Genomic DNA, 25,022 nt, shown 5'->3' with positions numbered 1-25,022 from the left:
ACAGGGTTCAGAATCCGTAAAGCAGTGACAGGGACATCTCTGTGTCCGTTGCCTCGGAGTCGGGCGGCGGACTGGACAGATGCTTGACACGATAGGCCGCCTTCATGGAGAGATTGCCAACGATATTGGCCTGCAGCGCGGTTTCGGACTCGGTGATCACGTTGTTTTCATCCAGTCCGATCTCGGAACTCAGGGTCTGGCGAAACAGCGCGTTGTCCGAAAGGGCATAGTCAAACTGACCGGCCAACCGGGCGATCGCCTCTTTTTCGGCGTCCTGTCCGTCCGCATTGGTGTCATCCAGCTTGTTGTACCGGTAACCGAGACCCGCAGAGAGGTCCAGGAAGGAACGCTTACCTGACCGCCAGACCCGGTTACCGTAACCGGTCGTCAGGGACGATTCGAAGTCATAGCCGGAGAAACGGTCTGCCTCGTAGGCGCCCCGCAGGAACCAGTACTGACGCTCGGAGAACTTGTAATCGGTTTTGGCCGATGCCTTGTATTGCTCAGCGGTGGTTTCGTTATCGGATTCGGAGTACTTGGAACTGAGCTCGCCGTTATTCCGCCACCGCTGGGTTTCATGGGCCAGCGCAAACCGGCTGTTCAGGATCGTTTCGTCGGTATTACCGGAAGTGACCAGAACGCCGAGTTCGGCCTCTCCTTTCCAGTCCGGCGATTCCTGGGCGTGCACAAGTGGCACAAAAGCGGTAATCCCAATGGCAACGGCCTGCCTGAAACCCATCTGTCCTCCTGTCGTCTGGTTCAGGCCTCCGCGGATCTACGAGATTGCTCGCCCTCCAGACTCTTTTTTGCCTGACGCTCCCGTTCTGCCTTTTTGCGCGCCTTGCGCTCGGCAATGATCCGGGCCGCCTCACCACCAACATGCGCCTCGCCCCGTTCTTCCGCCAGACGCATCTGTTTTTCGCGCTCTTTGAATCGTTGGCGCTGCTCCACTGTCAGCGAATCGATGCACTGGTGACAACTTACGCCTTGTTCATACTCGGGCCGCTTTTTATCGTCTTCCGTGATCGGACGGCGGCAGGCGTGGCATTGATCGTAGGCGCCGCGCTCCAGTTTGTGGTTGACCGTCACCCGGTCATCAAACACGAAGCATTCGCCATGCCAGAGACTCTGTTCTTCTGGTACGTCTTCCAGGTACTTCAGGATGCCACCCTTGAGGTGATACACCTCATCGAAGCCCTGCTCTTTCAGGTAGGCCGTTGATTTTTCGCAGCGAATGCCCCCGGTGCAGAACATCGCGACTTTCTTGTGCTTCGCCGGATCGAGCTGTTCCTTCACGTACTCGGGGAATTCCCGGAAGGTATCCGTGGCAGGATTGACCGCATTCTGGAAGGTGCCAATCTCCACCTCGTACTGATTGCGGGTATCGATCAGCAGGACCTCGGGGTCGGAGATCAGGTCGTTCCATTCTTTGGGATCGACATAGGTGCCCACGATCCGTTTTGGGTCAATGCCTTCCACACCCATGGTGACGATCTCTTTCTTGAGCTTCACTTTGGTGCGTTTGAAGGGCTGGATGTCCACGAACGACTCTTTGTAGTCGATACCGTCGAAACGCTCATCACTGGCAATCCAGGCTTTGACAGCATCAATGCCTTCGCGGCTACCGGCGATGGTGCCGTTAATGCCTTCACGGGCCAGTAGCAGGGTGCCGTGGACGTCTTTTTCCAGCATCAGGTCGAGAAGGGGCTGACGCAGATCTTTGTAATCGTTCAGGACTGCGAACTTGTACAGTGCGCAGACAACAACGTTGTTGCTCATGGTTTTCTCCTGCGGGCCGGATCGTAAATCCGGAGCATGGGTTTTGAATCTGACACGGACGTGGCCGTGAGAGCGCAAAGTTTAACCAACTGAGGCTTGGACGCAAGTCAGGGGTGGCCGCAGCTTCTCCAACGTTCACGCCCTTGGATGGGGCAATCCAGACAGAATACGCTGTTAATACATCCCTGTACGCTCGGCTCCGCCATCCATGGCTCCGCACGATTCTGTCTGGATTGCCCCACCCAAGGGCTCACTCTTTACTCGGCCTGAGAATTGAGTTCCCTATCCACAACAGCCGACATCTGCGCCCATCCGGGACGGGTCAGGCGGATGTTATCCACCATCACGGTCGGAGTGCTGGTCACCCGTAACTGGATGGCCACGCGGCGACTCTGTTCCACTTCTTCGCGGTGGAGTTCCGTGGTCATGCAGGTCTGGAACCGGCGCTCCTCCAGCCCCAGGTCACCGGCGTAGCGGGTGAAGACCGCCACGGCATCGTCGGCGTCACTCCACTCGGACTGGGAGGCAAACAGTTTGTTGTGCATGGGCCAGTAGGCGTTCTGGTCGCCCGCGCATCGGGCTGCCAGGGCGGCGGGCATGGCGTTCTTGTGTTGTTGCAGGGGCAGGTCGAAATAGACGAAGCGAACCTGGCCGCTTTCCACGTACTCTTTTTTCAGGCGTTCGGTGGCGCTGAAGAAGCGGCCGCAGGCCGGGCACTGGTAGTCGGCGAATTCGCGGACCACGACCGGGGCATCCTCGGGGCCGATGGACACTCCGAACTGATCCAGCTGCTGGGGAAAGGGTTCCGCGCCGGGATCTGCCACCGGCAATTCGTCCGAGCTGGGCGCCGGGGGTGCCGTCAACAGGTAAATCCCGGCAAGCACCGCGATCGCAGCCAGAATACCAACAGCGATAAAGAACGGTCGGTTACCGGATTTGCTGGCTGACGGTGCACCGGTCTGCTTTCGGCGTTTCGCTTCACCCATGCTGAAATCTCCTTCTGCGTTGTTATTCGAGGTCCATGGTGATTCAGGTTGTCGTTTTCAGAACCGTTACGGCACGCTAGGATCCGTTATACCTTATAAAAGTTCCGTCTCACACAATAAGGACAATCGATGCCGCTCCCAACCCGTTTTGAAAATACACTCGCCCTGCCGCTGGTCGCAGCCCCGATGTTTCTTATTTCCGGACCGGAGCTGGCGCTAGCCTGTTGCAAGTCGGGCATTGTCGGCAGCTTTCCGGCGCTGAACCAGCGGACCAGTGAAGGGTTCGAGGAGTGGCTGGTTCAGATGAACACAGAGCTGGAACGCTACCAGAGGGAAAATCCCGATGCGGTCGTGGCGCCCTGGGCCGTCAACCTGATCGTGCACCGGAGCAATCCGCGCTGGCAGGCGGATCTGGAGTTGTGCGTCAAGCATGAGGTTCCGTTGATCATCACTTCCCTGGGGGCAGCCAGCCAGGTGGTCGAAGCCGTGCATGGATACGGTGGGCTGGTGTTTCACGACGTGACCAACCAGAAACACGCCCGGAAAGCGGCGGAAGCCGGTGTGGACGGCATCATTGCCGTGGCCGCCGGCGCGGGCGGACATGCCGGAACCATCAACCCTTTTGTGCTCGTGCATGAAATCCGTGAGGTGTTCGACGGGACCATCCTGCTGGCCGGCGGCCTGTCCCATGGGGAGGACCTTCTGGCCGCACAAGCGCTCGGCGCCGATCTGGCCTACGTGGGGACCCGTTTCATCAACACGGTGGAGTCCCGGGCGGACGAGGCCTACCGCAACATGATCATCGAAGCGGTCTCGGCGGATATCATCCATACGCCGGCCGTGTCAGGGGTACCGGCCAATTTCATGCGCCAGAGCCTGGAGGCCGCCGGTTACCCCATGGACCGCCTCCACGAAGCCGGCGATATCAATTATGGCGAAAAGCTCAAGCCGGTGGATGACGAAGCGAAAGCCTGGAAAACCGTCTGGTCCGCCGGCCAGGGCGTGAGCCAGATCCACGATGTACTAAGCGTTCAGGATCTGGTCGCACGCCTTTCCGATGAATACCGGCAGGCGCGGTCCCGGCTTTCACTACCGTCGGGCTAGACCCGGAACTGGGAAGCTTTGGACTGCAACGCCGTCAGCAGCTCCCCGATCTGATGGCTGGCCCGGTCGGATCGTTCGATGGACTCAACGGTTTCGCGGGACGACTGGGCGATTTCTTCCACGCTGACACTCACCTTGCCGGCGTGCTGCCCTTCCGTTTCAGCGACGGAGGCGATGGACAGTGCGCGCTCCTGCAATCGAGCAAGCAGGCTGTTGATTTCTTCGAAGTGCTCATCGGCCCGACGGAATTCCCGTGAGGACTCGGCGACGCGGCCCGACACCTCGCCAATGACGTTCACCGCCTGTTTGCTGCCCTTCTGCAGCCGCTCGATGATGCCCTGGATCTCGGTCGTGGACTCCTGGGTACGACTGGCCAGTGTGCGTACCTCGTCGGCCACCACTGCAAAACCTCGGCCGGATTCACCGGCCCTGGCGGCTTCTATCGCAGCATTCAACGCCAGAAGGTTGGTCTGTTCCGCGATCTCGCCGATCACTGACAGCACCGACTCGATCTGATTGCTCTGGCTGTCCATTTCGTGGACGGCGGCAACGGCCTGTTCGACCTCACGAACCACCTGGTCAAGGCGATTGCGCACGTCCCTGGAAATGCCCGCCGTCGCCTCACTTTCAGAACTGATCGTCTGCACCGATCCGGCCACCTCCTGAATGCTGCCAGCCACTTCCGCGATGCTCCGGGACATGGCGGCCATGGTGTCGGACACGTCCGCCACTTCCTGCTGCTGGCGGCTGACCGCAGAAACTGCCGTCTGACTGACTTCTCCCTGCTGACGGGCCTGATCCACAGCGCTTTCCGCCGAGGCCTTCACATCCGACACCAGCGCCTGTATGCGGGCGATGAACTGGTTCATGCCACTCGCCATCTCGGTCAGTTCATCCTTGCCTTTGAGCGTAACCCGGCGGGTGAGATCGGCCTCACCATCGGCGATATCCCAGATCGCCGAATTCAGCCGCAGGACCTTCGGCAGCAGCCCGCCACCAAGCACCGCTGCGACCGCCACGATAAGGATGAGGGCCGCGGCTACCGTCAGCCAGCTGAGATTCAGCGCCATGCTTTTGGCTTCTGTGTTGAGCGCATCCACCGTTTCGGTAATCCGGTTCCGGGTGACCTTGTCCATGCTGGCAAGCTGCCCCTGAAGGCGCTGGTTGACCTGATCGGTTTCCGACTCAAGGGTGTTTTTCAGGGCGGTGACACTGCCGTTGATGGTGGCACTGAACTCTTTCTGGAGAGTCGCCAGATCACTGTTGATACCTTCCAGGGAGAGCCCCATCTTCAGCTCACCGATCTTGGATCCCTGGGGTTTGATGTCAGCGCTGATGATCACGACGTTCGGATCCCGGCTGGCCGCATCAAGGACCTTGTTCGCGGCACCACGCCCCTCCCCCTTGTCCATGAGGGCCCGGACGCGGTCGTCAGTCCGGTCGACGTAGCGCGTCATACGCTTGCCATACTGGTCGTAGTAGACGGCAAACAGCACGGAGTCCCTGGCATCCGCCAGTTCCACCAGATCGGTGAGGCGGGGGATATCCCGGTCCCAGATCATCGGCGCCGCAACGGCCGCGAGTACATTGGCGAGGCCCTGAGCTTCAGACATCACGGCCTTACGAACGTTCTCCGCCATCCGCTGCTGCTGGGCTTCCTGCTGACGGGTCAGTTCGGCCGACAGCTCCTGGGTGGTCTGTTCCCGCATGGTCTGCAGGCGAGCTTTGACTTCCTCGCGCGTGTCACCAAAGGAGCCGCTGACGTGCCTCGCGCTCTCTTCCAGTGCGTTACCTGCGGTATCGACGAGGCCCTGCACCTGATTGGTGATCAGCCACTGGCTAACCAGTACCTGAACCACCCCGACGACAATGAGGATGACAAAGACGGGTCGCAGCAACCGGCTGCCGGCCAGTTGCCTGAAATAACGAAGGGTCATACGGACTCCGTAAACTGAGTGCCCCGGCTTCCTGCACGTTTGTTTCCAGCGTCCTGTGCCAAACGATTGTCCGTATGTATAGCAAACCTCAAGCCATTTTTGGGAGAACTTGTGTAGCGTTTGTGTTTCCCGGGACTGGCTTGAGGCCTGGTATCACTCCCCCATGAGGTGTCTCAGCCGCTGATCCAGCCGGGCGACTTCCCTCCGCAGCTCCTGGACTTCGTCCAGCAACTCCAGGGACATGGCCAGGCCCGGCAGGTTCAGTTTCAGATCCCTCTGCAGGCGCAACGCCTTGTGCATCCGGTTTAGCGCCGGCACATCAAATTGCCAGAGCCTGGCTTCCTGCGCCTCCTCCAGCGGAGCGATAATGCCGTAATCCACCAGCTTGATGACGAACTCCGCATGGCAATCGCCCCGTTCGCATATCTCCCGGAGGGTGAAGGTGTTCCCCTCCGATTCCACCACTTCCACGGTCAGAATCTGGTCCTGTTCACTCATCCCTTACCCTCGCTCAGACGTGAAGCTTGCTGCGTGGATTGAAATCTTTCTCGGCCTCGGCCAACTGCTCATAGAGCTTCTCCGCCCCGGCAGAATGCTCCTCCGGCATGGCAATCTGAAGGATCACGATCTGATCCCCGGGATGCTTGCCCGGCAAGCCTTTGCCTTTGAGCCGCAATTTCCGGCCGCTCGTGGAGCCCTTCGGCACCTTGACGTTTACCTTCGAGCCAACGGTCGGCACGGTGACCGTTGCACCAAGAGCCGCTTCCCAGGGTGCGACCGGCACGTTCACCAGTACGTCCCGACCTTCCACCGCGAAGTGCGGGTGCGGCGCATACTCGACTTCGATAAACAGATCGCCGGGCTCGCCACCGCCTATTCCCGGTGACCCCTGGCCCTTCAGGCGAATGTGCTGGCCTTCCCGCATACCGGCAGGGATCTTGACCTTCAGGGTCTTCTGGCGAGGACGGATACGTCCGTGTTCGTCAGCATCCTGCACGGTAAAGCTCACCTGCTTTTCACACCCATGAAAGGCTTCTTCCAGGAACAGGGCCAGTTTGGCATGGACGTCCTCTCCACGCATGCGGGCACTCTGGCGGAAGCCGCCACCGCCAAAGCCACCGGAGAAACCGCCGCCACGGCCACCCCCGAAGATTTCCTCGAAGAAATCACTGAACTGCCGGGCATCGGCGTCGGTAAATCCGCCACCGCCAAACCCGGACGCACTCTGCCAGCCGGGTGGCGGCTCGAACGAGCCATCGCCCCGGGCGCCGTATTTGCGCAACTGATCGTATTCGGCGCGCTTTTCCGGGTCCTTCAATACTTCGTAGGCTTCGCCCACGTCTTTGAATTTCTCGTCGGCATTCTCTTCCTTGCTGACGTCCGGGTGGTACTTCCGGGCCAGCTTCCGATAGGCCTTTTTGATCTCCTCGGGAGAGGCAGACTCACTCACACCGAGTACGGCGTAATAGTCTTTGAATTCCATTAGGGTCCTCACCACTGATTAGTCGTTATGAGCCGTTTTGCTCGTTTGCTAATCACTATATTTGATGAGGTTGGGGAAATTACAAGGGCTGGGTGTTGGTTACTTGAGGTGAGTCAGACGAAATGGGAGCGGAGGCCCCCGCAACCTTCAGGCTACAGGGGCGATCAACTACGATCTTATTTGATCTTCGGATCCAGCTCGCCAGCCGCATAACGCTCGAACATGCGCTCGAGGTTGATCGGCTTGATCTTGCTGGCATTGCCGGCGGTACCGAAGGCTTCGTAGCGGGCCACGCAGACTTCGGTCATGGCCTTCATGGTTTCCTTCAGGAATTTGCGCGGGTCGAATTCGGCCGGGTTTTCCGCCAGGAAGCGACGAACCGCACCGGTGCTGGCCAGGCGCAGGTCGGTGTCGATATTGACCTTGCGAACGCCGTGCTTGATGCCTTCCACGATTTCCTCAACCGGTACACCGTAGGTCTCCGGGATCTCGCCGCCGTATTCGTTGATGATCTTCAGCCACTCTTGCGGTACAGAGCTGGAGCCGTGCATGACCAGGTGGGTATCCGGGATGCGTGCGTGAATCGCCTTGATCTGGTCGATGGCCAGGATGTCGCCAGTAGGCGGACGAGTGAACTTGTAGGCGCCGTGGCTGGTACCGATGGCGATGGCAAGGGCGTCAACCTGAGTCTTCTTGACGAAGTCCGCGGCTTCTTCCGGATCGGTCAGCATCTGGCTGTGATCCAGGGTGCCTTCGGCGCCAATGCCGTCTTCTTCGCCGGCCTGGCCGGTTTCCAGAGAGCCCAGGCAGCCCAGCTCGCCTTCCACGGAAACGCCACAGGCATGGGCCATTTCCACGGTGCGGCGGGTGACATCGACGTTGTACTCATAGTCGGTCGGCGTCTTGCCGTCCTCACCCAGGGAACCGTCCATCATGACGGAGCTGAAGCCAAGCTGGATAGAGCGCTGGCAGACGGAGGGGCTGGTGCCGTGGTCCTGGTGCATGACCACCGGGATGTGCGGGAATTCCTCGATGGCGGCCAGGATCAGGTGGCGCAGGAAGGGTGCGCCGGCGTATTTGCGGGCACCGGCAGAGGCCTGGACAATCACCGGGGAATCGGTCTTGTCGGCCGCTTCCATGATGGCGCGCATCTGCTCGAGGTTGTTGACGTTAAAGGCTGGCACACCGTAACCATGCTCGGCGGCGTGGTCCAGAAGTTGCCGCATCGAAATCAGGGCCATGGGTTGTCTCCTTCGTTGGACTTTGGATGTTTGAATTCGGTCTTGTTACAGACTCTTTGAATTTCGCAATGGAGTCTGCTGCGGCTGGTGGCGGGGCAGGCCTTCCGGGACACGCTCTATATACATCCCTGTACGCTTGAGCGCAGCGTCCTTGCTGCGCACAGTCCCGGAAGGCCTGCCCCCCACCACCAGCCTTGCGATTCTTACTCTCTGCTAGCGCTATGCTTACGCGCCACGTTCTTCCAGTACGGCTACAGCTGGCAGTGTCTTGCCTTCCACGAATTCCAGGAACGCACCGCCACCGGTGGAGATATACGAGATTTTGTCAGCAACGCCGTACTTGTCAACGGCGGCAACGGTGTCGCCACCACCGGCAAGGGAGAAGGCATCGCTTTCAGCAATAGCGTGGGCGAGTGCCTTGGTGCCGTTGCCGAACTGATCGAATTCGAAGACGCCGACCGGGCCGTTCCAGAGGATGGTTTTGGCGTTCTTCAGCAGTTCGGCGAATTCACCGGCCGTTTCCGGGCCCACGTCGAGGATCATGTCGTCGTCGCCGACGTCGGAAATGTTCTTGGTGGTGGCTGTGGCGTTTTCAGAAAACTCGGGTGCGACCACCACATCCACCGGCAGGGGAATTTTCACGCGGGAGGCGATGTTCCTGGCGGTGTCGATCAGGTCGTGTTCACACAGGGATTTGCCCACCGGGTGTCCGGCTGCGGCCAGGAAAGTGTTGGCGATACCGCCGCCGACGATGATCTGGTCACAGACCTTTTCCAGAGCGTTCAGTACGTCGAGCTTGGTGGATACCTTGGAGCCGCCTACGATCGCGACGACCGGCTTGGCCGGGTTGTCCAGGGCCTTGCCCAGGGCTTCCAGTTCGGCAGCCAGCAGCGGGCCGGCACAGGCTTCGGGAGCGAATCTGGCCACACCATGGGTGGAGGCCTGGGCACGGTGGGCGGTGCCAAAGGCATCCATCACGTAGACGTCGCACAGGGCCGCGTACTTTTTGGCGAGGGCTTCGTCGTCTTTCTTTTCGCCCTTGTTGAAACGGACGTTCTCGAACAGGACCACTTCGCCATCGGCCACTTCCACGCCGTCCAGGTAGTCCTTGATCAGGCGGACTTCCTGGCCGAGGACGTCAGTCAGGTGATCGGCAACCGGCTTCATGGAGGAAGCCTCGTCGTAGACGCCTTCTTCCGGGCGCCCCAGGTGGGACATCAGCATGACCTTGGCACCGGCGTCCCTGGCGGCCTTGATGGTGGGCAGCGAGGCGCGGATACGGGCGTCGCTGGATACCTTGCCGTCTTTGACCGGAACGTTCAGGTCTTCACGAATCAGGACCCGCTTTCCGGCGAGATCCAGGTCAGTCATCTTTTTAATGGCCATTATCTTGTTCCCTTGATGTGGTCAGAAAATCATTCGTCAATCTTGCCCAGCCAACACTGGCTGACATCCAGCATCCGGTTCGCGAACCCCCACTCATTGTCGAACCAGCAGAGTACTTTGACCATGGTTCCGCCGGTGACTCGCGTCTGGCCACCATCGACGACGCCGGAGTGGGAGTCGTGGTTGAAATCGGAGCTGGCCAACAGTTCGTCGGTATACCCGAGGATACCTTTTAAAGATCCCTTTGAGGCGCTCTCTAACAGCTTGTTAACGGCATCGACGGACGTTGCCCTGCTCACATTAACAACCATATCGATAGCGGAAACATTCAGGGTGGGCACCCGCATGGCCACGGAGCTGAATTTGCCTTCCATGGATGGCAGGAGCCGCTCTATACCGCGAGCCAGGCCCGTTTCTACCGGCACGATATTGTGGAGCGCGCTTCGGGTCCGGCGAAGGTCCTGATGGTGGTAGGCATCGATGACAGGTTGGTCATTCATTGCCGCGTGGATGGTTGTCGTGGTGCCCTGCTTTACGCCAAGCGCTTCGTCCAGCACCTTGACTACCGGGACCAGGCAGTTGGTGGTACAGGAGCCGGCAGCCACAATGACGTCTTCACCGGTCAGCTCGCCGTCATTGATCCCGAACACCACGGTACGATCCACATCCGATTCGGCGGGCTGGGAGAACAGCAGCCTGCCCGCGCCGGACTCAATGTGCTTCTGTGCCGTTGCCCGGTCGGAGTAGGCACCCGAGCATTCAAGTACCAGGTCGACATCCAGCAGGCGCCAGGGCAAGTCGGCCGGATCCGGATGACGAAGCACCCGAATCCGGTCGCCATTCACAACCAGCTCGTCACCATCCACTTCAATGTCGCCCCGGAATCGACCGTGGGTCGAGTCATACCGGGTCAGGTGGGCAATGGTGTCAATGTCCGAAAGCTCGTTGATCGCGACCACCTGGAGGTGGTCGCGATAGCCATTCTCGAACAGCGCCCGCAACACGCACTGGCCGATACGACCGTACCCGTTGATGGCAATGCGAAACGGCTTTGGTTTGCTCATCAGGCGTCCAGCAGTTCGTCGGCTACTTCCAGGATGTTGTCGACGGTAAAGCCGAACTCCCTGAACAGCTCGCCCGCCGGTGCCGATTCGCCAAACGTGGTCATGCCAATCACCCGGCCGTCGAGGCCCACGTACTTGTACCAGTAGTCGGCGATGGCCGCTTCAATGGCGATACGGTTAGTCACCTCCAGGGGCAGAACACGCTGTTTGTACTCCGCCGGCTGGGCGTCAAAGACATCGGTGGACGGCATGGAAACCACGCGTACGGCCTTGCCCTGCTCCCGAAGCTTGTCAGCGGCATCCTGGGCCAGTGCGACCTCGGAACCGGTCGCAATCAGAATCAGATCCGGCGTGCAATTGCTGTCGGACAGGATGTAGGCCCCTTTGGCCACGTCCGCCAGCTGCTGGGCATCGCGGACCTGGGCCGGCAGCCCCTGACGGGAGAAGACCATGGCGGTGGGTCCATCCTTCCGTTCCAGGGCGGCTTTCCAGGCCACTGCGGATTCCACGGTATCGGCCGGGCGCCAGGTGCTCATATTCGGGGTGGTGCGCAGGCTGGCCAGCTGCTCGATCGGCTGGTGAGTCGGACCATCCTCGCCCAGGCCGATGGAGTCGTGGGTGAACACGAAAATGGACCGCTGCTTCATCAATGCGGCCATGCGCACGGCGTTGCGGCAGTACTCCATGAAGATCAGGAAGGTGGCGCCATAGGGCACGAAACCGCCATGCAGGGCGATGCCGTTCATGATGGCGGCCATGCCGAATTCACGCACACCGTAATAGATGTAGTTGCCGGACGCGTCTTCTTTGGTCAGCCCCTTGCTGCCGCTCCAGATGGTCAGGTTGGAGCCGGCCAGGTCGGCAGAGCCGCCCATCAGTTCCGGCAACAGCGGGCCATAGGCATTCAGGGTATTCTGGGAAGCCTTGCGGGAGGCGATGGTCTCGCCATTGTCCTGGCACTCCTGGATATACGCCTGTGCCTTCTCGGCGAAATCGGCAGGCAGATCACCGGCCATGCGGCGGGTAAACTCGGCCGCCAGCTCGGGCTCGGCCTTTTCATAGGCGGCGAACGTCTCGTTCCACGCTTTCTCGGCCGTGGCCCCTTTGTCTTTCGCATTCCAGGCGGCGTAAATCTCCTCCGGAACTTCAAACGGACCGTATTCCCAACCCAGTTGTTCGCGGGTCAGCGCGATTTCGTCATCACCCAGCGGGGCGCCGTGACAGCTTTCCTTACCCTGCTTGTTAGGTGAACCGAAACCGATGATGGTCTTGCAGCAGATCAGGGTCGGCTGTTCCGTGTTGGCGCGGCCAGCCTCGATGGCGGCGCGGATCGCGTCGGCGTCGTGTCCGTCCACCGCCGGGATCACCTGCCAGCCATAGGACTCGAAACGCTGCGGGGTGTTGTCGGTGAACCAGCCGTCTACCTCCCCGTCGATGGAGATGCCATTGTCATCATAGAAGAAGATCAGCTTGCCCAGACCCAGAGTGCCTGCCAGCGAACAGACTTCGTGGGAAATACCTTCCATCAGGCAGCCGTCGCCCAGGAACGCATAGGTGTAATGGTCAACAATCTCGTGACCCGGACGGTTGAACTGCGCCGCCAGGGATTTTTCGGCAATGGCAAAACCAACGGCGTTGGCAATGCCCTGCCCCAACGGGCCAGTGGTGGTTTCAATGCCGGGGGTATAGCCATATTCCGGATGGCCTGGCGTTTTGGAGTGCAGTTGACGGAAGTTCTTCAGATCGTCGATGGAAACGTCGTAACCGCTCAGGTGCAGCAGGGAATACTGGAGCATGGAACCATGGCCGTTGGACAGCACGAACCGGTCGCGATTGGCCCAGTGCGGGTTGGCCGGATTGTGGGTGAGGTAATCGTTCCACAGCACCTCGGCGATATCCGCCATACCCATTGGCGCACCCGGGTGGCCGGACTTGGCTTTCTGAACCGCATCCATGCTCAGCGCGCGAATGGCGTTGGCGAGATCTTTACGAGACGGCATTGACGTTTCTCCAGTGTTTTGCAGGAAAAGAATTCTAGTGATTAAAGGGCGATCAAAAATAAGGCGCGTATTTTCGCTGATTAGTGTGTGCCGGGGCAAATCAACGTGGTGGCGTTTCACGATTGTTTGCCTGCGGATTGCCGAAACGGACGGATTTCACAAAGCCATAAACCTATATCAAAATATTTTGATATGCCTATTGATTGACCACCGGAAGCGACCTACACTTCGCAACCATGACATCAATGAATGCACACGCAGGTGAACTGTCCCCGGTGGACGCGCTGGCTCCGATCTTCAAGGCGAGCGGCGATCCCCTGCGTCTGGAAATCCTGCGTGTGCTTCGGCGGGACACCTTTGGTGTACTGGAACTGAGCCAGCTGTTCGATATGCGCCAGTCCGGCATGAGCCATCACCTGAAAGTGATGCACAAAGCGGGATTGCTGGAACCCCAGCGAGAGGGAAACGCCATTTTCTACCGGCGCCCCCTGCACCTGGACAGTGACAAACTGACCGATCACACGATCCGGCAGATTTTTGAAACCGTGGACCGGGCGCCCCTGGCCACCCACCTGCAGGAACGGATAGACGCGATCCGTGCCCAGCGTGCGGATCAGTCCCAGGCATTTTTTGCCCGCCACTCGGACCAGTTCCGGGAACAACAGGAACTGATTGCAGCGTTTGACCTGTACGCAGAGCCCACGGCGGAACTGATCCGCAAGCGGGCAAACAAGCAGGACTGGACCACGGCCCTGGAAATCGGCCCCGGCGAGGGCGCATTCCTGCCGGTACTGTCGGAGCTGTTCGCCCAGGTGGTGGCGCTGGACAACAGCCGGGACATGCTCGCCAAGGCCACCCGTACCTGCATCGACGAGCGACTGGCCAACGTTGATCTTGTGGAGGGCGTGACCGACACCCTGCTGGCCCGCGGAGACGCCTTTGACCTGGTGGTCGCCAACATGGTGCTGCACCACGTCCCGAGCCCGGCGGATATTTTCCTGGACGCGGCGGCCCTCATGAACAACGGCGGCTGTTTCATCGTCAGCGACCTGTGCAGCCACGACCAGGACTGGGCCAAGGAAAACTGCGGCGACCTCTGGCTGGGTTTCGAGCCGGAAGAGCTGACCAGCTGGGCGGCCGACGCCAATCTGGTGGCCGGAGAGCAACTGTTTATCGGTTTGAGGAATGGCTTCCAGGTACAGGTTCGGGAGTTCTGGAAAAGCGCGCCTGTGTCATGACAGGACAAAGAACCGGGAACATCAAAAAGTTTTGATATACGCATACGTGTTTTTACGTATGCCTGATAACCACTGACAAACACAGCCGCCGGAATCGGTCATTTCAGGCCCCGGCACGAATTTGAAGCGCTCACAGAGGAGCAGAGAACTATGTCCGATTACAACATCTTTACCTCCGAATCGGTCTCTGAAGGCCATCCGGACAAACTGGCGGATCAGATTTCCGACGCCGTCCTCGACGCGATCCTGACCGAAGACAAGCACGCCCGCGTGGCCTGCGAAACCATGGTCAAGACCGGCGTTGCCATCATCGGTGGCGAAATCACCACCAGCGCCTGGGTGGATCTGGAAGACCTGGTTCGCGGTGTAATCAACGACATCGGCTACACCTCCTCCGACGTGGGCTACGACGGCAGCACCTGCGGCGTGATCAACATCATCGGCAAGCAGTCGGTGGACATTGCCCAGGGCGTCGACCGCCAGAAGCCGGAAGATCAGGGCGCAGGCGACCAGGGCCTGATGTTCGGGTTCGCCAGCAACGAGACCGACGTACTCATGCCGGCACCGATCAACTTTTCCCACCGTCTGGTCCAGCGCCAGGCAGAAGCCCGCAAGAGCGGCCTGCTGCCATGGCTGCGCCCGGATGCCAAGAGCCAGGTCACCTGCCGCTACGAAAACGGCAAAGTGGTCGGCATTGACGCCGTGGTCCTGTCGACCCAGCACGATCCGGACGTCACCCAGGCGGACCTGAAAGAAGCAGTGATGGAGCTGGTGGTCAAGCACACCCTGCCGGCCGAACTGCTGCACAAGGACACCCAGTTCCACATCAACCCGACCGGTAAATTCGTGATCGGTGGCCCGGTGGGCGACTGCGGCCTGACCGGTCGCAAGATCATCGTCGATACCTACGGCGGCATGGCCCGTCACGGCGGCGGCGCGTTCTCCGGCAAAGACCCCTCCAAGGTTGACCGGTCTGCCGCCTACGCCGGCCGTTACGTGGCCAAGAACATCGTCGCCGCCGGCCTGGCCGACAAGTGCGAGATCCAGGTGTCCTACGCCATCGGCGTGGCACAGCCGACATCCATCTCCCTGAACACCTTCGGCACCGGCAAGATCAGTGACGACAAGATCATCGAACTGGTCCGCCAGAACTTCGACCTGCGTCCGTACGCGATCACCCGGATGCTTGACCTCCTGCACCCGATGTACCGGGCAACCGCGGCTTACGGCCACTTCGGTCGCGATCCGTTCGAGATGACCGTCAACGGCGAGACCTTCACCGCGTTCCCGTGGGAGAAGACCGACCGCGCCGACGCACTTCGGGACGCGGCTGGTATCTGAGGTGTTTAAGGTCTGACTTTTGGAGTTGGACCTCGGTTTTGCCAAGCCCGCCATCCTGTGGGGTGGCGGCGCTGAGGCAAGGCCTTTGCGGACACGCTACAAGCACATCCATGTGCGCTTGTTTCGGGCCATCCCTGGCCCTCTACAGTCCGCAAAGGCCTTACCTCACCACCGCATCCAGACAAACTGGTGCGTGCTTATCAGGAGCAAGCCGTTCACGGCAGGAATGTCGAGAGGGCTGAAGAGGCACAGAACGCGTATTCAAGACAGCATACGCCGATAGACTGACAGGAGAACACCAATGAGCACTCCGGCAGAAAAACTGAACAGCTTTGACGACTACAAAGTTCGTGATATCGCCCTGGCCGACTGGGGCCGGAAGGAAATCAAGATCGCCGAAGGCGAAATGCCCGCATTGATGGCCCTGCGCAACAAGTACAAGGCAGAGCAGCCGCTGAAAGGCGCCAACATCATGGGGTGTATCCACATGACCATCCAGACCGCCGTGTTGATCGAAACACTGGTCGAGCTGGGCGCCAACGTCCGCTGGTCGTCGTGCAACATCTTCTCCACCCAGGACCAGGCCGCAGCCGCGATTGCCGCCCAGGGTATCCCCGTATTCGCCTGGAAAGGCGAGACCGAGGAAGAGTACGAGTGGTGTCTGGAGCGCACCGTTGGCGCCGATGTCGACGGCTGGGAACCGAACATGATTCTGGACGACGGTGGCGATCTCACCGCTCTGCTCCACGACAAGTACCCGCAGATTCTGGACAACTGCCACGGCATCACCGAGGAAACCACCACCGGTGTTCACCGCCTGCAGGAAATGCTGCGTGACGGGACGCTGAAAGTTCCGGCGATCAACGTCAACGATTCCGTCACCAAGTCCAAGAACGACAACAAGTACGGCTGCCGCCACAGCCTGAACGACGCCATCAAGCGTGCCACCGACCACCTGCTCTCCGGCAAGAAAGCGCTGGTTATCGGCTACGGTGACGTAGGCAAGGGCTCCGCCCTGTCCCTCCGTCAGGAAGGCATGATTGTGAAGGTTACCGAGGCGGACCCGATCTGTGCCATGCAGGCGTGCATGGATGGCTTCGAGGTTGTATCGCCCTACATCGACGGTGTGAACACCGGCACTGAGCAGGGCATCAACAAGGACCTGCTGGCCAACACCGACCTGCTGGTCACCACCACCGGCAACGTGAATGTGTGCGATGCCAACATGCTCAAGGCACTGAAGGTCGGTGCCGTGGTATGCAACATCGGCCACTTCGACAACGAGATCGACACCGCCTACATGCGCAAGAACTGGGAGTGGGACGAGGTCAAGCCGCAGGTGCACGTGATCTATCGCGACAAGGCCACCAACGACCACCTGATCCTGTTGTCGGAAGGTCGCCTGGTGAACCTGGGCAACGCCACCGGCCACCCGTCCCGCATCATGGACGGTTCGTTTGCCAACCAGGTACTGGCCCAGATGTACCTGTTCGAGCGCAAGTTTGCCGACCTGCCCGAAGAGTCCAAGGCCAAGGGTGTGTACGTGCAGGTGCTGCCCAAGCAGCTGGACGAAGAGGTGGCCCGTGCCATGGTGGAAGGTTTTGGTGGCGTGATCACCAAGATGACCCCGGACCAGGCCAAGTACATCGGTGTACCGGTCGAAGGCCCGTACAAGCCGGAAAGTTACAGGTACTAATCGGACACGATCATGGAATCCCAGAAGCAATTCAAGCGTCGCTTCAGCTTCGAGTTTTTCCCGCCCAAGACGGATCAGGGCAAGGAAAAACTCCAGGTTGTGCGCAACACACTGGCCGAGGTGAATCCGGATTTCTTTTCGGTCACCTTCGGGGCCGGCGGTTCCACACGGGACCGCACCATCGAGACCGTGCTGTCACTGCACAAACAGGGCATATCCACAGCGCCCCACCTGTCCTGCGTCGGGGGTACCCGCCAGGAAATCGGTGAGCTGCTGGATCTGTACAGGGAAAACGGCATCAACCGCATCGTCGCCCTTCGGGGCGACCTGCCCTCGGGCATGGGCGCCTCCGGCGAATTGCGTTACGCCAACGAGCTGGTGACGTTCATCCGGGAGCACAGCGGCGATCATTTCAACCTGGAGGTGGCCGCCTATCCGGAGTTCCATCCCCAGGCCCGCAACGCCGAGGAAGACCTGAAGAACTTTGCCCGCAAGGTGGAAGCCGGTGCCAATAGCGCCATCACCCAGTACTTCTTCAATGCGGACAGCTACTTCTACTTCATCGAACGGCTGGAAAAGATGGGCGTGACCATCCCGGTGGTCCCCGGCATCATGCCGATCGTCAACTTTTCCAGCCTGGTACGCTTCTCCGATATGTGCGGCGCGGAAATTCCACGCTGGATCCGGAAGCAGCTCGAAGCCTATGGCGATGATACCGACAGCATCCGCAAGTTCGGCGAAGAAGTAGTAACCGATATGTGTGAACGGCTACTGAAGGCCGGCGCGCCAGGCCTGCACTTCTACACGCTGAACCAGGCGGAGCCCAGCCTGAGCATCTGGAAAAACCTCGGCATCAGCGACCGGGAAAAAATCGCTTTTTAAACTCAGAAAATGCCTACAGGGGGCGAGGCGCCTGCCTAGCCCCCGTTTTTTCTTCCCGTCCCCAAACCCCCACCAATGCCTGCGAACGGCTTCCAAGCATTTGATTTTCGGCATCTCTCCGGGTAATAGTCTAAAGTGTACTTGATGCAGTTCCATTAACGCTCCCCGGAAACCACAGTCATCAGCAGTGGCCATTCCGGCTTGCCTTATCGGGCAACTGGAGCCTGACGAAAGAAAAAAAGGAGAAAGCATGAGCACGAAATGGCTGAAGACCCTGGGCGCCAGCCTGGCACTGACCGTGGCGGCAGGGACAGCGAGCGCGGAAACACTCAAGGTCGTTACCGACCCGAGCTTCGTTCCGTTCGAAATGATGGACCAGAAAAGCGGTGAGATGATCGGTTTCGACATGGAGATCATCGCCGAAGTCGCCAAGCGTGCGGGCTTTGACTACAACCTGCAGACCATGGACTTCAACGGCATCATCCCTGCCCTCCAGACCGGCAACGTGGATATCGCCATCGCTGGTATCACCATTACCGACGAGCGTGAGCAGATTGTCGACTTCTCGGACCCGTACTACGACTCCGGTCTGCGTATTCTGGTTCGTAAAAATGACGACAGCGTGAAGTCTTTTGATGACCTGGAAGGCAAGAAGATCGGCACCAAGATCGGTAGCACCTCCTACGATTACCTGGTGGACAACCTGGACAAGGATGACGGCGTTACTCCGTATCCGGGCAGCTCCGACATGTACATGGCGCTGATGTCCCAGGCTATCGACGCGGTGTTCTACGACGCGCCGAACGTTGGCTACTTCGCCCGCACCAAAGGCGAAGGCAAGGTCAAAACCGTTGGGCCCCTGTACGAGGGCCAGCAATACGGTATCGCTCTGGTCAACGGCAGCAAGTGGGTGGAGCCGGTGAACAAGGCCCTGGCTTCCATGAAGGAAGATGGTACCTACAAGAACATCTACGAGAAGTGGTTCGGCCCGATGCCGGAAGGCATGTAAAGGGCAGAAAGGCCGCAAGGTCTGATTCCCGCGCCGGGGCGCCATGCCCCGGCACTTTCGAGTCCAACTTCCTGCGGAGACACTGACCGTGGATTTTTCCTTTCAGTTCGATTGGCAAGCAGCCATCGATTCGATTCCTTTCCTGCTCAAGGGTATTCCATACACCCTGCTGATTTCCTTCGGCGGCCTGCTCATCGGCTTCGTCCTGGGCATCATCTTCGGCCTGCTGAGCATCAACAAGAAGTGGTTCCTGCGCTGGCCGGCCACCGCCTACATCGAGATTTTCCGGGGCACTCCGATCCTGGTGCAGGTGCTGTTCATTTTCTACGGCCTGCCGGATCTGATCGGCTCGCCGATCAACCCGCTCACCGCAGGCATCGCGGCGATCGCCCTCAACTCCGGCGCTTACATTTCCGAGGTGGTCCGGGGTGGCGTGCAGTCCATCGACAAGGGCCAGTCTGAAGCCGGCCTTTCCCTGGGCCTCTCCCGGACCCAGACCTTCTGGTCCGTTATCTGGCCCCAGGCCTTCCGTCGCATGATCCCGCCCCTGGGCAACCAGGCCATCGTCAGTATCAAGGACACCTCCCTGTTCTCGGTCATCGGCGTCGGCGAGCTGGTCCGTCAGGGGCAGATCTACATCGCCAATACCTTCACGGCATTCGAGGTGTATTTCGTGGTCGCACTGCTCTACCTGGCCATTACCCTGTCACTGTCCATGATTCTCCGTTTCGTCGAACGGCGCGGGCTGGCTTCTGTCTGAAGGAAAGGTACCCATGACTCATATCGTTGAAATGAAGGGCATGAACAAGTACTTCGGCAAACTGCATGTCCTCAAGAATATTGATCTGACCGTCGAGCCCGGTGAGGTTGTCGTAATCATCGGCGCCAGCGGCTCCGGCAAATCCACACTGATTCGTTGCGCCAACGGTCTGGAGGAATACGAATCCGGCAAGCTGATCGTAGACGGCCACCCGCTGGCCCCCAAGGGTGGCAATCAGAAAGCCCTGGCCGAGATCCGTAAGGAAGTGGGTATGGTGTTCCAGCAGTTCAACCTGTTCCCACACCTGACGGTGAAGAAGAACATCATGCTGGCACCCATGAAGGTCAAAAGCACACCGGAAACCGTCGCCAATGCCACGGCAGAACGATTGCTGAACCGGGTCGGGATTGGCAACCAGGCGGACAAGTATCCAAGCCAGCTTTCCGGCGGCCAGCAACAGCGGGTAGCGATTGCCCGGGCCCTGGCCATGGAGCCACGCCTGATGCTGTTCGACGAGCCGACGTCGGCGCTCGATCCGGAAATGATCGGTGAAGTACTGGACGTCATGCGCGAACTGGCAAAGGAAGGCATGACCATGATGGTCGTCACCCATGAGATGGGCTTTGCCCGCGAAGTGGCGGACCGCGTGATCTACATCCACGAAGGCCAGATCGTGGAACAGGGCAAACCCGACGACGTGTTCGACAATCCGCAGAACGAGCGCACCCAGGCGTTCCTGTCGCGAGTGCTGGCGCACTGACGATCACCTCGCATCGGCAATCCCGAAGCCTCACCGGTCCGGTGGGGCTCTTTTATAGAAGCCGGGCGGTTACACCATACTCACGGTCTATCTTGATACGGGAATCTTCGGCCAGGAACTTTGCGATTTTCTTGCCGAGCAAGGGCACATCGCAGCGCACATTCAGGATCACGTGATTGGTGCACTGATCCTCCGAGCCCTCCAGACGCATCATCCCCTTGATCCGCGCCGGCACACCCTCAATGTGGACACGGAATTCGCAATGCCATTCGCCGTCGCTCTTCTGAAACCAGTGCTCTTCCTGACGCACCGGATTCCACTCCCGATGAAAACTTGCCAGCATACCGGGCACCTCGATTGAGGGGGTCATCTCCCGCTCCACGACGAGCTTTGCCGAAGACTCCTCACGGACCAGTTCCGCAACCCGCACGTTCCGGGCGCCCAACTGCTCGTTTTTCTCCAGGATGTGCTCCTCATCGAAAAACCTGCCCAGAACATGCTCAATCCCCGCTGGGTAGGGGTGTGTCAGTTCCAGTTCCATTCGTCACCTCCGTTTTTGTTGTTCCCTGGATTGTGCGTTAACCGCACCTTTTCCAACATTGGCCCGGAGTTCATACGACGAAGGCACGGTGGCCAGATCTCGCCGTTAACTGTAATATCCGCGAAGGTTAACAGCGCCCACTCAGAAAGACGCCGAAAGACAAAGCGGAGACCCAGCATGCGTAACGCCGACCTCGTCGCCCGAGACCTGAAATCCGTCTGGCATCCCTGTACCCAGATGAAAGACCACGAATCCATCCCGCCCGTGCCCATCAAACGCGGCGAAGGCGTGTGGCTCGAAGATTTCGAGGGCAACCGCTTCATCGACGCTGTCAGCTCCTGGTGGGTCAACCTCTTCGGACATGCCAATCCACGGATCAATAACTCCATCCAGGAACAGATCGGCCAGCTGGAACACGTCATTCTCGCCGGGTTCACCCATGAGCCAGTCGTGAACCTTTCCGAACGGCTCATCGAAGTCACGCCGGCGGGCCTGAACAAATGCTTTTACGCGGACAACGGCTCCTCGGCCATCGAAGCGGCCCTGAAGATGAGCTATCACTACTGGAAAAATCACGGCCGGCCGGGCAAGAAAAACTTCGTGAACCTGAGCAACAGCTACCACGGGGAAACCCTTGGCGCCCTCGCCCTCGGCGACGTTGGCCTGTACAAGGACACCTATCAGCCCTTGCTCATGGAGGTAATGACCGCTCCGTCCCCCGACGCCTTCAACAAGGAGCCCGGCGAAACCGACGAGGCCTACGCGCTGCGGCAATTCGAGGCCATGGAGAAGCTGCTCGCCGAGAACCACGAGGAAATCTGCGCGGTGGTGGTGGAACCGCTGGTCCAGTGCGCCGGCAGCATGCGCATGCACCACCCGATCTATCACACCAGACTCCGGGAAGCCTGCGATCGCTATGGCGTGCATCTGATTGCAGACGAGATTGCCGTGGGCTTCGGCCGTACCGGCACCCTCTTCGCCTGTGAGCAGTCGGGGATTTCACCCGATTTCATGTGCCTGTCCAAGGGCCTGACGGCCGGCTATCTGCCCCTGTCGGTTGTACTCACCACCGATGACGTTTATAACGCTTTCTACGACGACTATGAGACGCTTCGGGCGTTTCTCCACAGCCACAGCTACACCGGCAACCCAATCGGTTGCGCCGTAGCCCTGGCGACCCTGGACATCTTCCGGGATGACAACGTGATCGACAACAACCGGCGACTGGCCACCTGCATGGCGGAATCCGTGGCGCACCTGGCAGACCACCCCAACGTGGGCGACATCCGCCAGCACGGCATGACACTGGCCATCGAGATGGTCAAGGACAAGGCCAGCAAGACCCTGTTCCCCTGGCAGGAACGCCGGGGCATGCGCGTCTTCAAACATGCGCTGACCCGCGAGTCACTGCTTCGGCCGCTGGGTAACGTGGTCTACTTCATGCCGCCCTATGTCATCACCGAAGAACAGATCCGTCATCTGGCCCAGGTCGCCACCGAAGGCATCGAAATCGCAGTGAGGGACTAAAGCTTCCATGCGCATACCGCGGATCTACACCGATTCGGATCTGGCGGCAGGACACACCTGCCAACTCGACGACAACGCCGCCCAGCACGTAGGGCGCGTTCTCAGGATGCAGCCTGGCCAGGAACTGCTGCTGTTCAACGGCGACGGGCATGATTATCAGGCAACCATCGTCGAAGCCGGCAAAAAGCAGGTCACCGTCGAGGTGACCGACAACACGCCCAACACCACCGAGTCGCCGCTCCACATCACCCTCGGCCAGACCCTGTCGAAGGGCGACCGGATGGACTACGCGGTCCAGAAAGCCGTGGAAATGGGCGTCACACGCATTGTCCCCCTCACCACCGAGCGCTGCGACGTCAAACTCAAGGGCGACCGGGAAGACAAGCGCCTGCGCCACTGGCAACAAGTGGCCATCAGCGCCGCCGAGCAGTGTGGACGCGCCCGGGTGCCGGAGATCCTGCCGGTCATGACGCCGGAACAATGGTTCGCAGAAGCCGGAACCTGCGACCTGAAACTGGTTCTCCATCACCGGACAGAACAAAGCCTGGATTCCCTGGCCAGACCCACCTCCGTTGCGCTGATGATCGGCCCGGAGGGCGGACTTACGGCGAACGAAATCACATCAGCCGAACAGGCTGGCTTCCTGCCCGTTGCACTGGGCCCCCGGGTATTGCGGACAGAAACCGCACCCGTCGCCGCCATGGCCCTGTGCCAGTGGCTCTGGGGGGACGTCGGCGGCTAGCTCATACGACCGTGCCGCCGTCCCGTTTCGGCGACTCAGTCATTGACAGCAGATGGCCCCATCAACATTATTCTTGTCTGACAAAAATGCCGTAAACGGTCCTTCCCAGATCGGGGCGGAGAAGCGGCGTGACCGACCCGGAACTGTGCGGAGCCATGGATGGCGGAGCTCAAGCGCCACATGGATGTGCCGCAAGGAGCGTGTTCCGGGGCGGTTACGCCGCTTCTCTGCATGCGACCCGGCATAAAAACAAAGAACGAGTGCGAGTACCGGATGACAAGCCTGCTGACGTCCCAAGAATTCTGGCAATACCTGAGTATTCCCGTCATCGCCGCCCTGATCGGCTGGTCCACCAACTGGCTGGCGATAAAGATGACCTTCTACCCCCTGGAATTCATCGGCAAACCGCCGCTGCTGGGCTGGCAGGGCATCATCCCGTCCAAGGCCCGGAAAATGGCTGCCATCAGCGTTGACGCCACCATCTCCAAGATCGGCACCGTCCAGGAAATCTTCCAGCAGATCGACCCCAAAGTACTCGCGGCCCACATCGTTCATTCCGTGGAGCCTCGCATCGAAGAGTACGTCGACGAGCTCATGCTTCGGGAATACCCGACGTTCTGGGAGAACCTGCCGACCTCGGCCCGCAAGATGGTGTACGACCGGGTCCGCAAATCGACGCCCCAACTGGTCGACAACCTGGTGGAAGACATCTCCGACAACATCGAAGACCTGCTCGACATCAAAGGCATGGTCATTGAACGGCTGGCCCGGGACAAACAGCTACTGAACCGCATCTTCCTCGAATGCGGCGAGGTGGAGTTCCGCTTTATCGTCAATTCCGGCCTCTACTTCGGCTTCCTGTTCGGCCTGGTTCAGATGGCCGTATGGTATGTCTACCCGAGCTGGTGGGTGCTGCCCTTCTTCGGCCTGCTCGTTGGCTGGGCCACCAACTGGATCGCCCTGAACGTGATTTTCCGGCCGCTGCATGCGAAAAAAATCGGCCCCTTCCGGATTCAGGGCCTGTTCCTGAAACGCCAGCCTGCGGTGGCAGAATCCTTCTGCCACATCGTGACCCATGAAATCCTCACCGTTGGCAACATCATCAATGCCATCCTCGAAGGACCCAAGGGAGATCGCGCCCGGAACATGGTGAAAAAGCACATCAAACCCCTGGTGGACGAAACTGCGGGAATGGGCAAGGCCCTGACCCAGATGGCCTTCGGCCCGACCGGCTTCGCCACCCTGAAAAATCAGGTCGGCGAAAAGGCCATCCAGATCTCCCAGACGTCTTTCAATAACCCGGTGTTCGAACAAGACCGGGCCCGTGCCGTCGAATCCATCATGGTGGAACGCATGATTGCCCTCTCCTCGGAAGAGTTCCAGGATCTGCTGCGCCCCTGCTTCCAGGAAGATGAAATCAAGCTGATTCTCGTAGGGGCCTTCCTGGGCCTGGCGGCGGGGGTCTGCCAGCTTGTCTTCGTTTTCGGCGAAACGGCTTTCTCATTTTAAGTAGGTTCCGTTGCTTCCAGCGCTGTCCAAGTACGGC

General features: G+C 59.6%; 22 protein-coding genes. 11 read left to right on the top strand and 11 right to left on the bottom strand.

Translation table 11 applies throughout. From position 1 onward, the window contains the following. Window positions 1-7: 7 nt before the first annotated feature. The 3 genes from MLD04_RS01030 to MLD04_RS01020 all read right to left on the bottom strand — a co-directional run bounded on the left by MLD04_RS01030 (window position 8) and on the right by MLD04_RS01020 (window position 2,765). Entirely contained in the window at window positions 8-739 is a 732-nt protein-coding gene (locus MLD04_RS01030; RefSeq protein WP_248153875.1) for a DUF481 domain-containing protein, read from the bottom strand. A 20-nt stretch (window positions 740-759) separates the two neighbouring features. After that, entirely contained in the window at window positions 760-1,779 is a 1,020-nt protein-coding gene (trhO, locus tag MLD04_RS01025) for an oxygen-dependent tRNA uridine(34) hydroxylase TrhO (RefSeq protein ID WP_248153873.1), read from the bottom strand. Window positions 1,780-2,036: 257 nt separating this feature from the next. Continuing rightward, the gene (locus MLD04_RS01020; protein ID WP_248153870.1) at window positions 2,037-2,765 is read right to left on the bottom strand and encodes a DsbA family protein; all 729 of its coding nucleotides are present in this window, start codon (window positions 2,763-2,765) and stop codon (window positions 2,037-2,039) included. A gap of 129 nt (window positions 2,766-2,894) precedes the next feature. Between MLD04_RS01020 and MLD04_RS01015 the strand changes: the two genes are divergently transcribed. Next, the gene (locus MLD04_RS01015) at window positions 2,895-3,869 is read left to right on the top strand and encodes an NAD(P)H-dependent flavin oxidoreductase (RefSeq protein WP_248153868.1); all 975 of its coding nucleotides are present in this window, start codon (window positions 2,895-2,897) and stop codon (window positions 3,867-3,869) included. On the opposite strand, the gene MLD04_RS01010 is transcribed toward MLD04_RS01015, so the two are convergent. The 7 genes from MLD04_RS01010 to tkt form a co-directional block, all read right to left on the bottom strand. Further along, on the bottom strand, window positions 3,866-5,806 hold the full coding sequence (locus tag MLD04_RS01010; protein WP_248153866.1) for a methyl-accepting chemotaxis protein: 1,941 nt from the start codon (window positions 5,804-5,806) through the stop codon (window positions 3,866-3,868). The two genes, MLD04_RS01015 and MLD04_RS01010, sit on opposite strands and share 4 nt — an antisense overlap. 153 nt (window positions 5,807-5,959) lie before the next feature. Then, window positions 5,960-6,304 carry a chaperone modulator CbpM gene (locus MLD04_RS01005; RefSeq protein WP_248153864.1) on the bottom strand — a complete coding sequence of 115 codons (345 nt, stop codon included), beginning with the start codon at window positions 6,302-6,304 and terminating at the stop codon, window positions 5,960-5,962. A 13-nt stretch (window positions 6,305-6,317) separates the two neighbouring features. Next, the gene (locus MLD04_RS01000) at window positions 6,318-7,289 is read right to left on the bottom strand and encodes a DnaJ C-terminal domain-containing protein (RefSeq protein ID WP_248153861.1); all 972 of its coding nucleotides are present in this window, start codon (window positions 7,287-7,289) and stop codon (window positions 6,318-6,320) included. A 176-nt stretch (window positions 7,290-7,465) separates the two neighbouring features. Next, window positions 7,466-8,530 (bottom strand): class II fructose-bisphosphate aldolase, encoded by a 1,065-nt coding sequence (fba, locus tag MLD04_RS00995; RefSeq protein ID WP_248153859.1) that lies wholly within the window; start codon window positions 8,528-8,530, stop codon window positions 7,466-7,468. A gap of 225 nt (window positions 8,531-8,755) precedes the next feature. Next, window positions 8,756-9,916: a phosphoglycerate kinase gene (locus MLD04_RS00990; RefSeq protein WP_248153857.1), complete on the bottom strand. Its 1,161-nt coding sequence runs from the start codon at window positions 9,914-9,916 to the stop codon at window positions 8,756-8,758. Between the two features lie 29 nt (window positions 9,917-9,945). Beyond that, the gene (locus MLD04_RS00985; RefSeq protein ID WP_248153855.1) at window positions 9,946-10,980 is read right to left on the bottom strand and encodes a type I glyceraldehyde-3-phosphate dehydrogenase; all 1,035 of its coding nucleotides are present in this window, start codon (window positions 10,978-10,980) and stop codon (window positions 9,946-9,948) included. Beyond that, on the bottom strand, window positions 10,980-12,980 hold the full coding sequence (tkt, locus tag MLD04_RS00980) for a transketolase (protein WP_248153852.1): 2,001 nt from the start codon (window positions 12,978-12,980) through the stop codon (window positions 10,980-10,982). Before tkt ends, MLD04_RS00985 begins: the two co-directional genes overlap by 1 nt. A 236-nt stretch (window positions 12,981-13,216) precedes the next feature. Between tkt and MLD04_RS00975 the strand changes: the two genes are divergently transcribed. From MLD04_RS00975 to MLD04_RS00945, 7 genes are all read left to right on the top strand, one after another. Further along, complete coding sequence (locus MLD04_RS00975) at window positions 13,217-14,218, top strand: metalloregulator ArsR/SmtB family transcription factor (RefSeq protein WP_248153849.1); 1,002 nt, start codon at window positions 13,217-13,219, stop codon at window positions 14,216-14,218. A 150-nt stretch (window positions 14,219-14,368) separates the two neighbouring features. Beyond that, window positions 14,369-15,559, top strand: coding sequence for a methionine adenosyltransferase (gene metK / locus MLD04_RS00970; protein WP_248153844.1), 1,191 nt, complete (start codon window positions 14,369-14,371; stop codon window positions 15,557-15,559). Window positions 15,560-15,860: 301 nt separating this feature from the next. Continuing rightward, window positions 15,861-17,255, top strand: coding sequence for an adenosylhomocysteinase (ahcY, locus tag MLD04_RS00965; RefSeq protein ID WP_248153840.1), 1,395 nt, complete (start codon window positions 15,861-15,863; stop codon window positions 17,253-17,255). 12 nt (window positions 17,256-17,267) lie between these two features. After that, entirely contained in the window at window positions 17,268-18,137 is an 870-nt protein-coding gene (metF, locus tag MLD04_RS00960) for a methylenetetrahydrofolate reductase [NAD(P)H] (RefSeq protein ID WP_248153838.1), read from the top strand. Between the two features lie 250 nt (window positions 18,138-18,387). Next, window positions 18,388-19,146, top strand: a complete 759-nt coding sequence (locus tag MLD04_RS00955; protein ID WP_248153837.1) for a transporter substrate-binding domain-containing protein — start codon at window positions 18,388-18,390, stop codon at window positions 19,144-19,146. Window positions 19,147-19,234: 88 nt separating this feature from the next. After that, entirely contained in the window at window positions 19,235-19,906 is a 672-nt protein-coding gene (locus tag MLD04_RS00950; protein ID WP_248153836.1) for an amino acid ABC transporter permease, read from the top strand. A gap of 13 nt (window positions 19,907-19,919) precedes the next feature. After that, window positions 19,920-20,666: an amino acid ABC transporter ATP-binding protein gene (locus tag MLD04_RS00945; protein ID WP_282451701.1), complete on the top strand. Its 747-nt coding sequence runs from the start codon at window positions 19,920-19,922 to the stop codon at window positions 20,664-20,666. 52 nt (window positions 20,667-20,718) lie between these two features. Here MLD04_RS00945 and MLD04_RS00940 read toward each other — a convergent pair whose 3' ends face one another. Further along, complete coding sequence (locus MLD04_RS00940) at window positions 20,719-21,207, bottom strand: DUF2505 domain-containing protein (RefSeq protein ID WP_248153835.1); 489 nt, start codon at window positions 21,205-21,207, stop codon at window positions 20,719-20,721. A gap of 177 nt (window positions 21,208-21,384) precedes the next feature. On the opposite strand from MLD04_RS00940, the gene MLD04_RS00935 reads away from it, so the two are divergent. From MLD04_RS00935 to MLD04_RS00925, 3 genes are all read left to right on the top strand, one after another. Then, on the top strand, window positions 21,385-22,734 hold the full coding sequence (locus MLD04_RS00935) for an adenosylmethionine--8-amino-7-oxononanoate transaminase (protein WP_248153834.1): 1,350 nt from the start codon (window positions 21,385-21,387) through the stop codon (window positions 22,732-22,734). Between the two features lie 7 nt (window positions 22,735-22,741). After that, window positions 22,742-23,476: a 16S rRNA (uracil(1498)-N(3))-methyltransferase gene (locus MLD04_RS00930; RefSeq protein WP_248153833.1), complete on the top strand. Its 735-nt coding sequence runs from the start codon at window positions 22,742-22,744 to the stop codon at window positions 23,474-23,476. A 273-nt stretch (window positions 23,477-23,749) separates the two neighbouring features. Next, window positions 23,750-24,985 carry a DUF445 domain-containing protein gene (locus MLD04_RS00925; protein ID WP_248155357.1) on the top strand — a complete coding sequence of 412 codons (1,236 nt, stop codon included), beginning with the start codon at window positions 23,750-23,752 and terminating at the stop codon, window positions 24,983-24,985. The last annotated feature ends 37 nt before the right edge of the window (window positions 24,986-25,022 follow it).

This window comes from Marinobacter koreensis, from assembly GCF_023156285.1.
Lineage (GTDB): Bacteria > Pseudomonadota > Gammaproteobacteria > Pseudomonadales > Oleiphilaceae > Marinobacter > Marinobacter koreensis.
The sequence above is the reverse complement of the archived record's forward strand: the minus strand, read 5'-3'. Positions and strand labels throughout refer to the sequence as shown.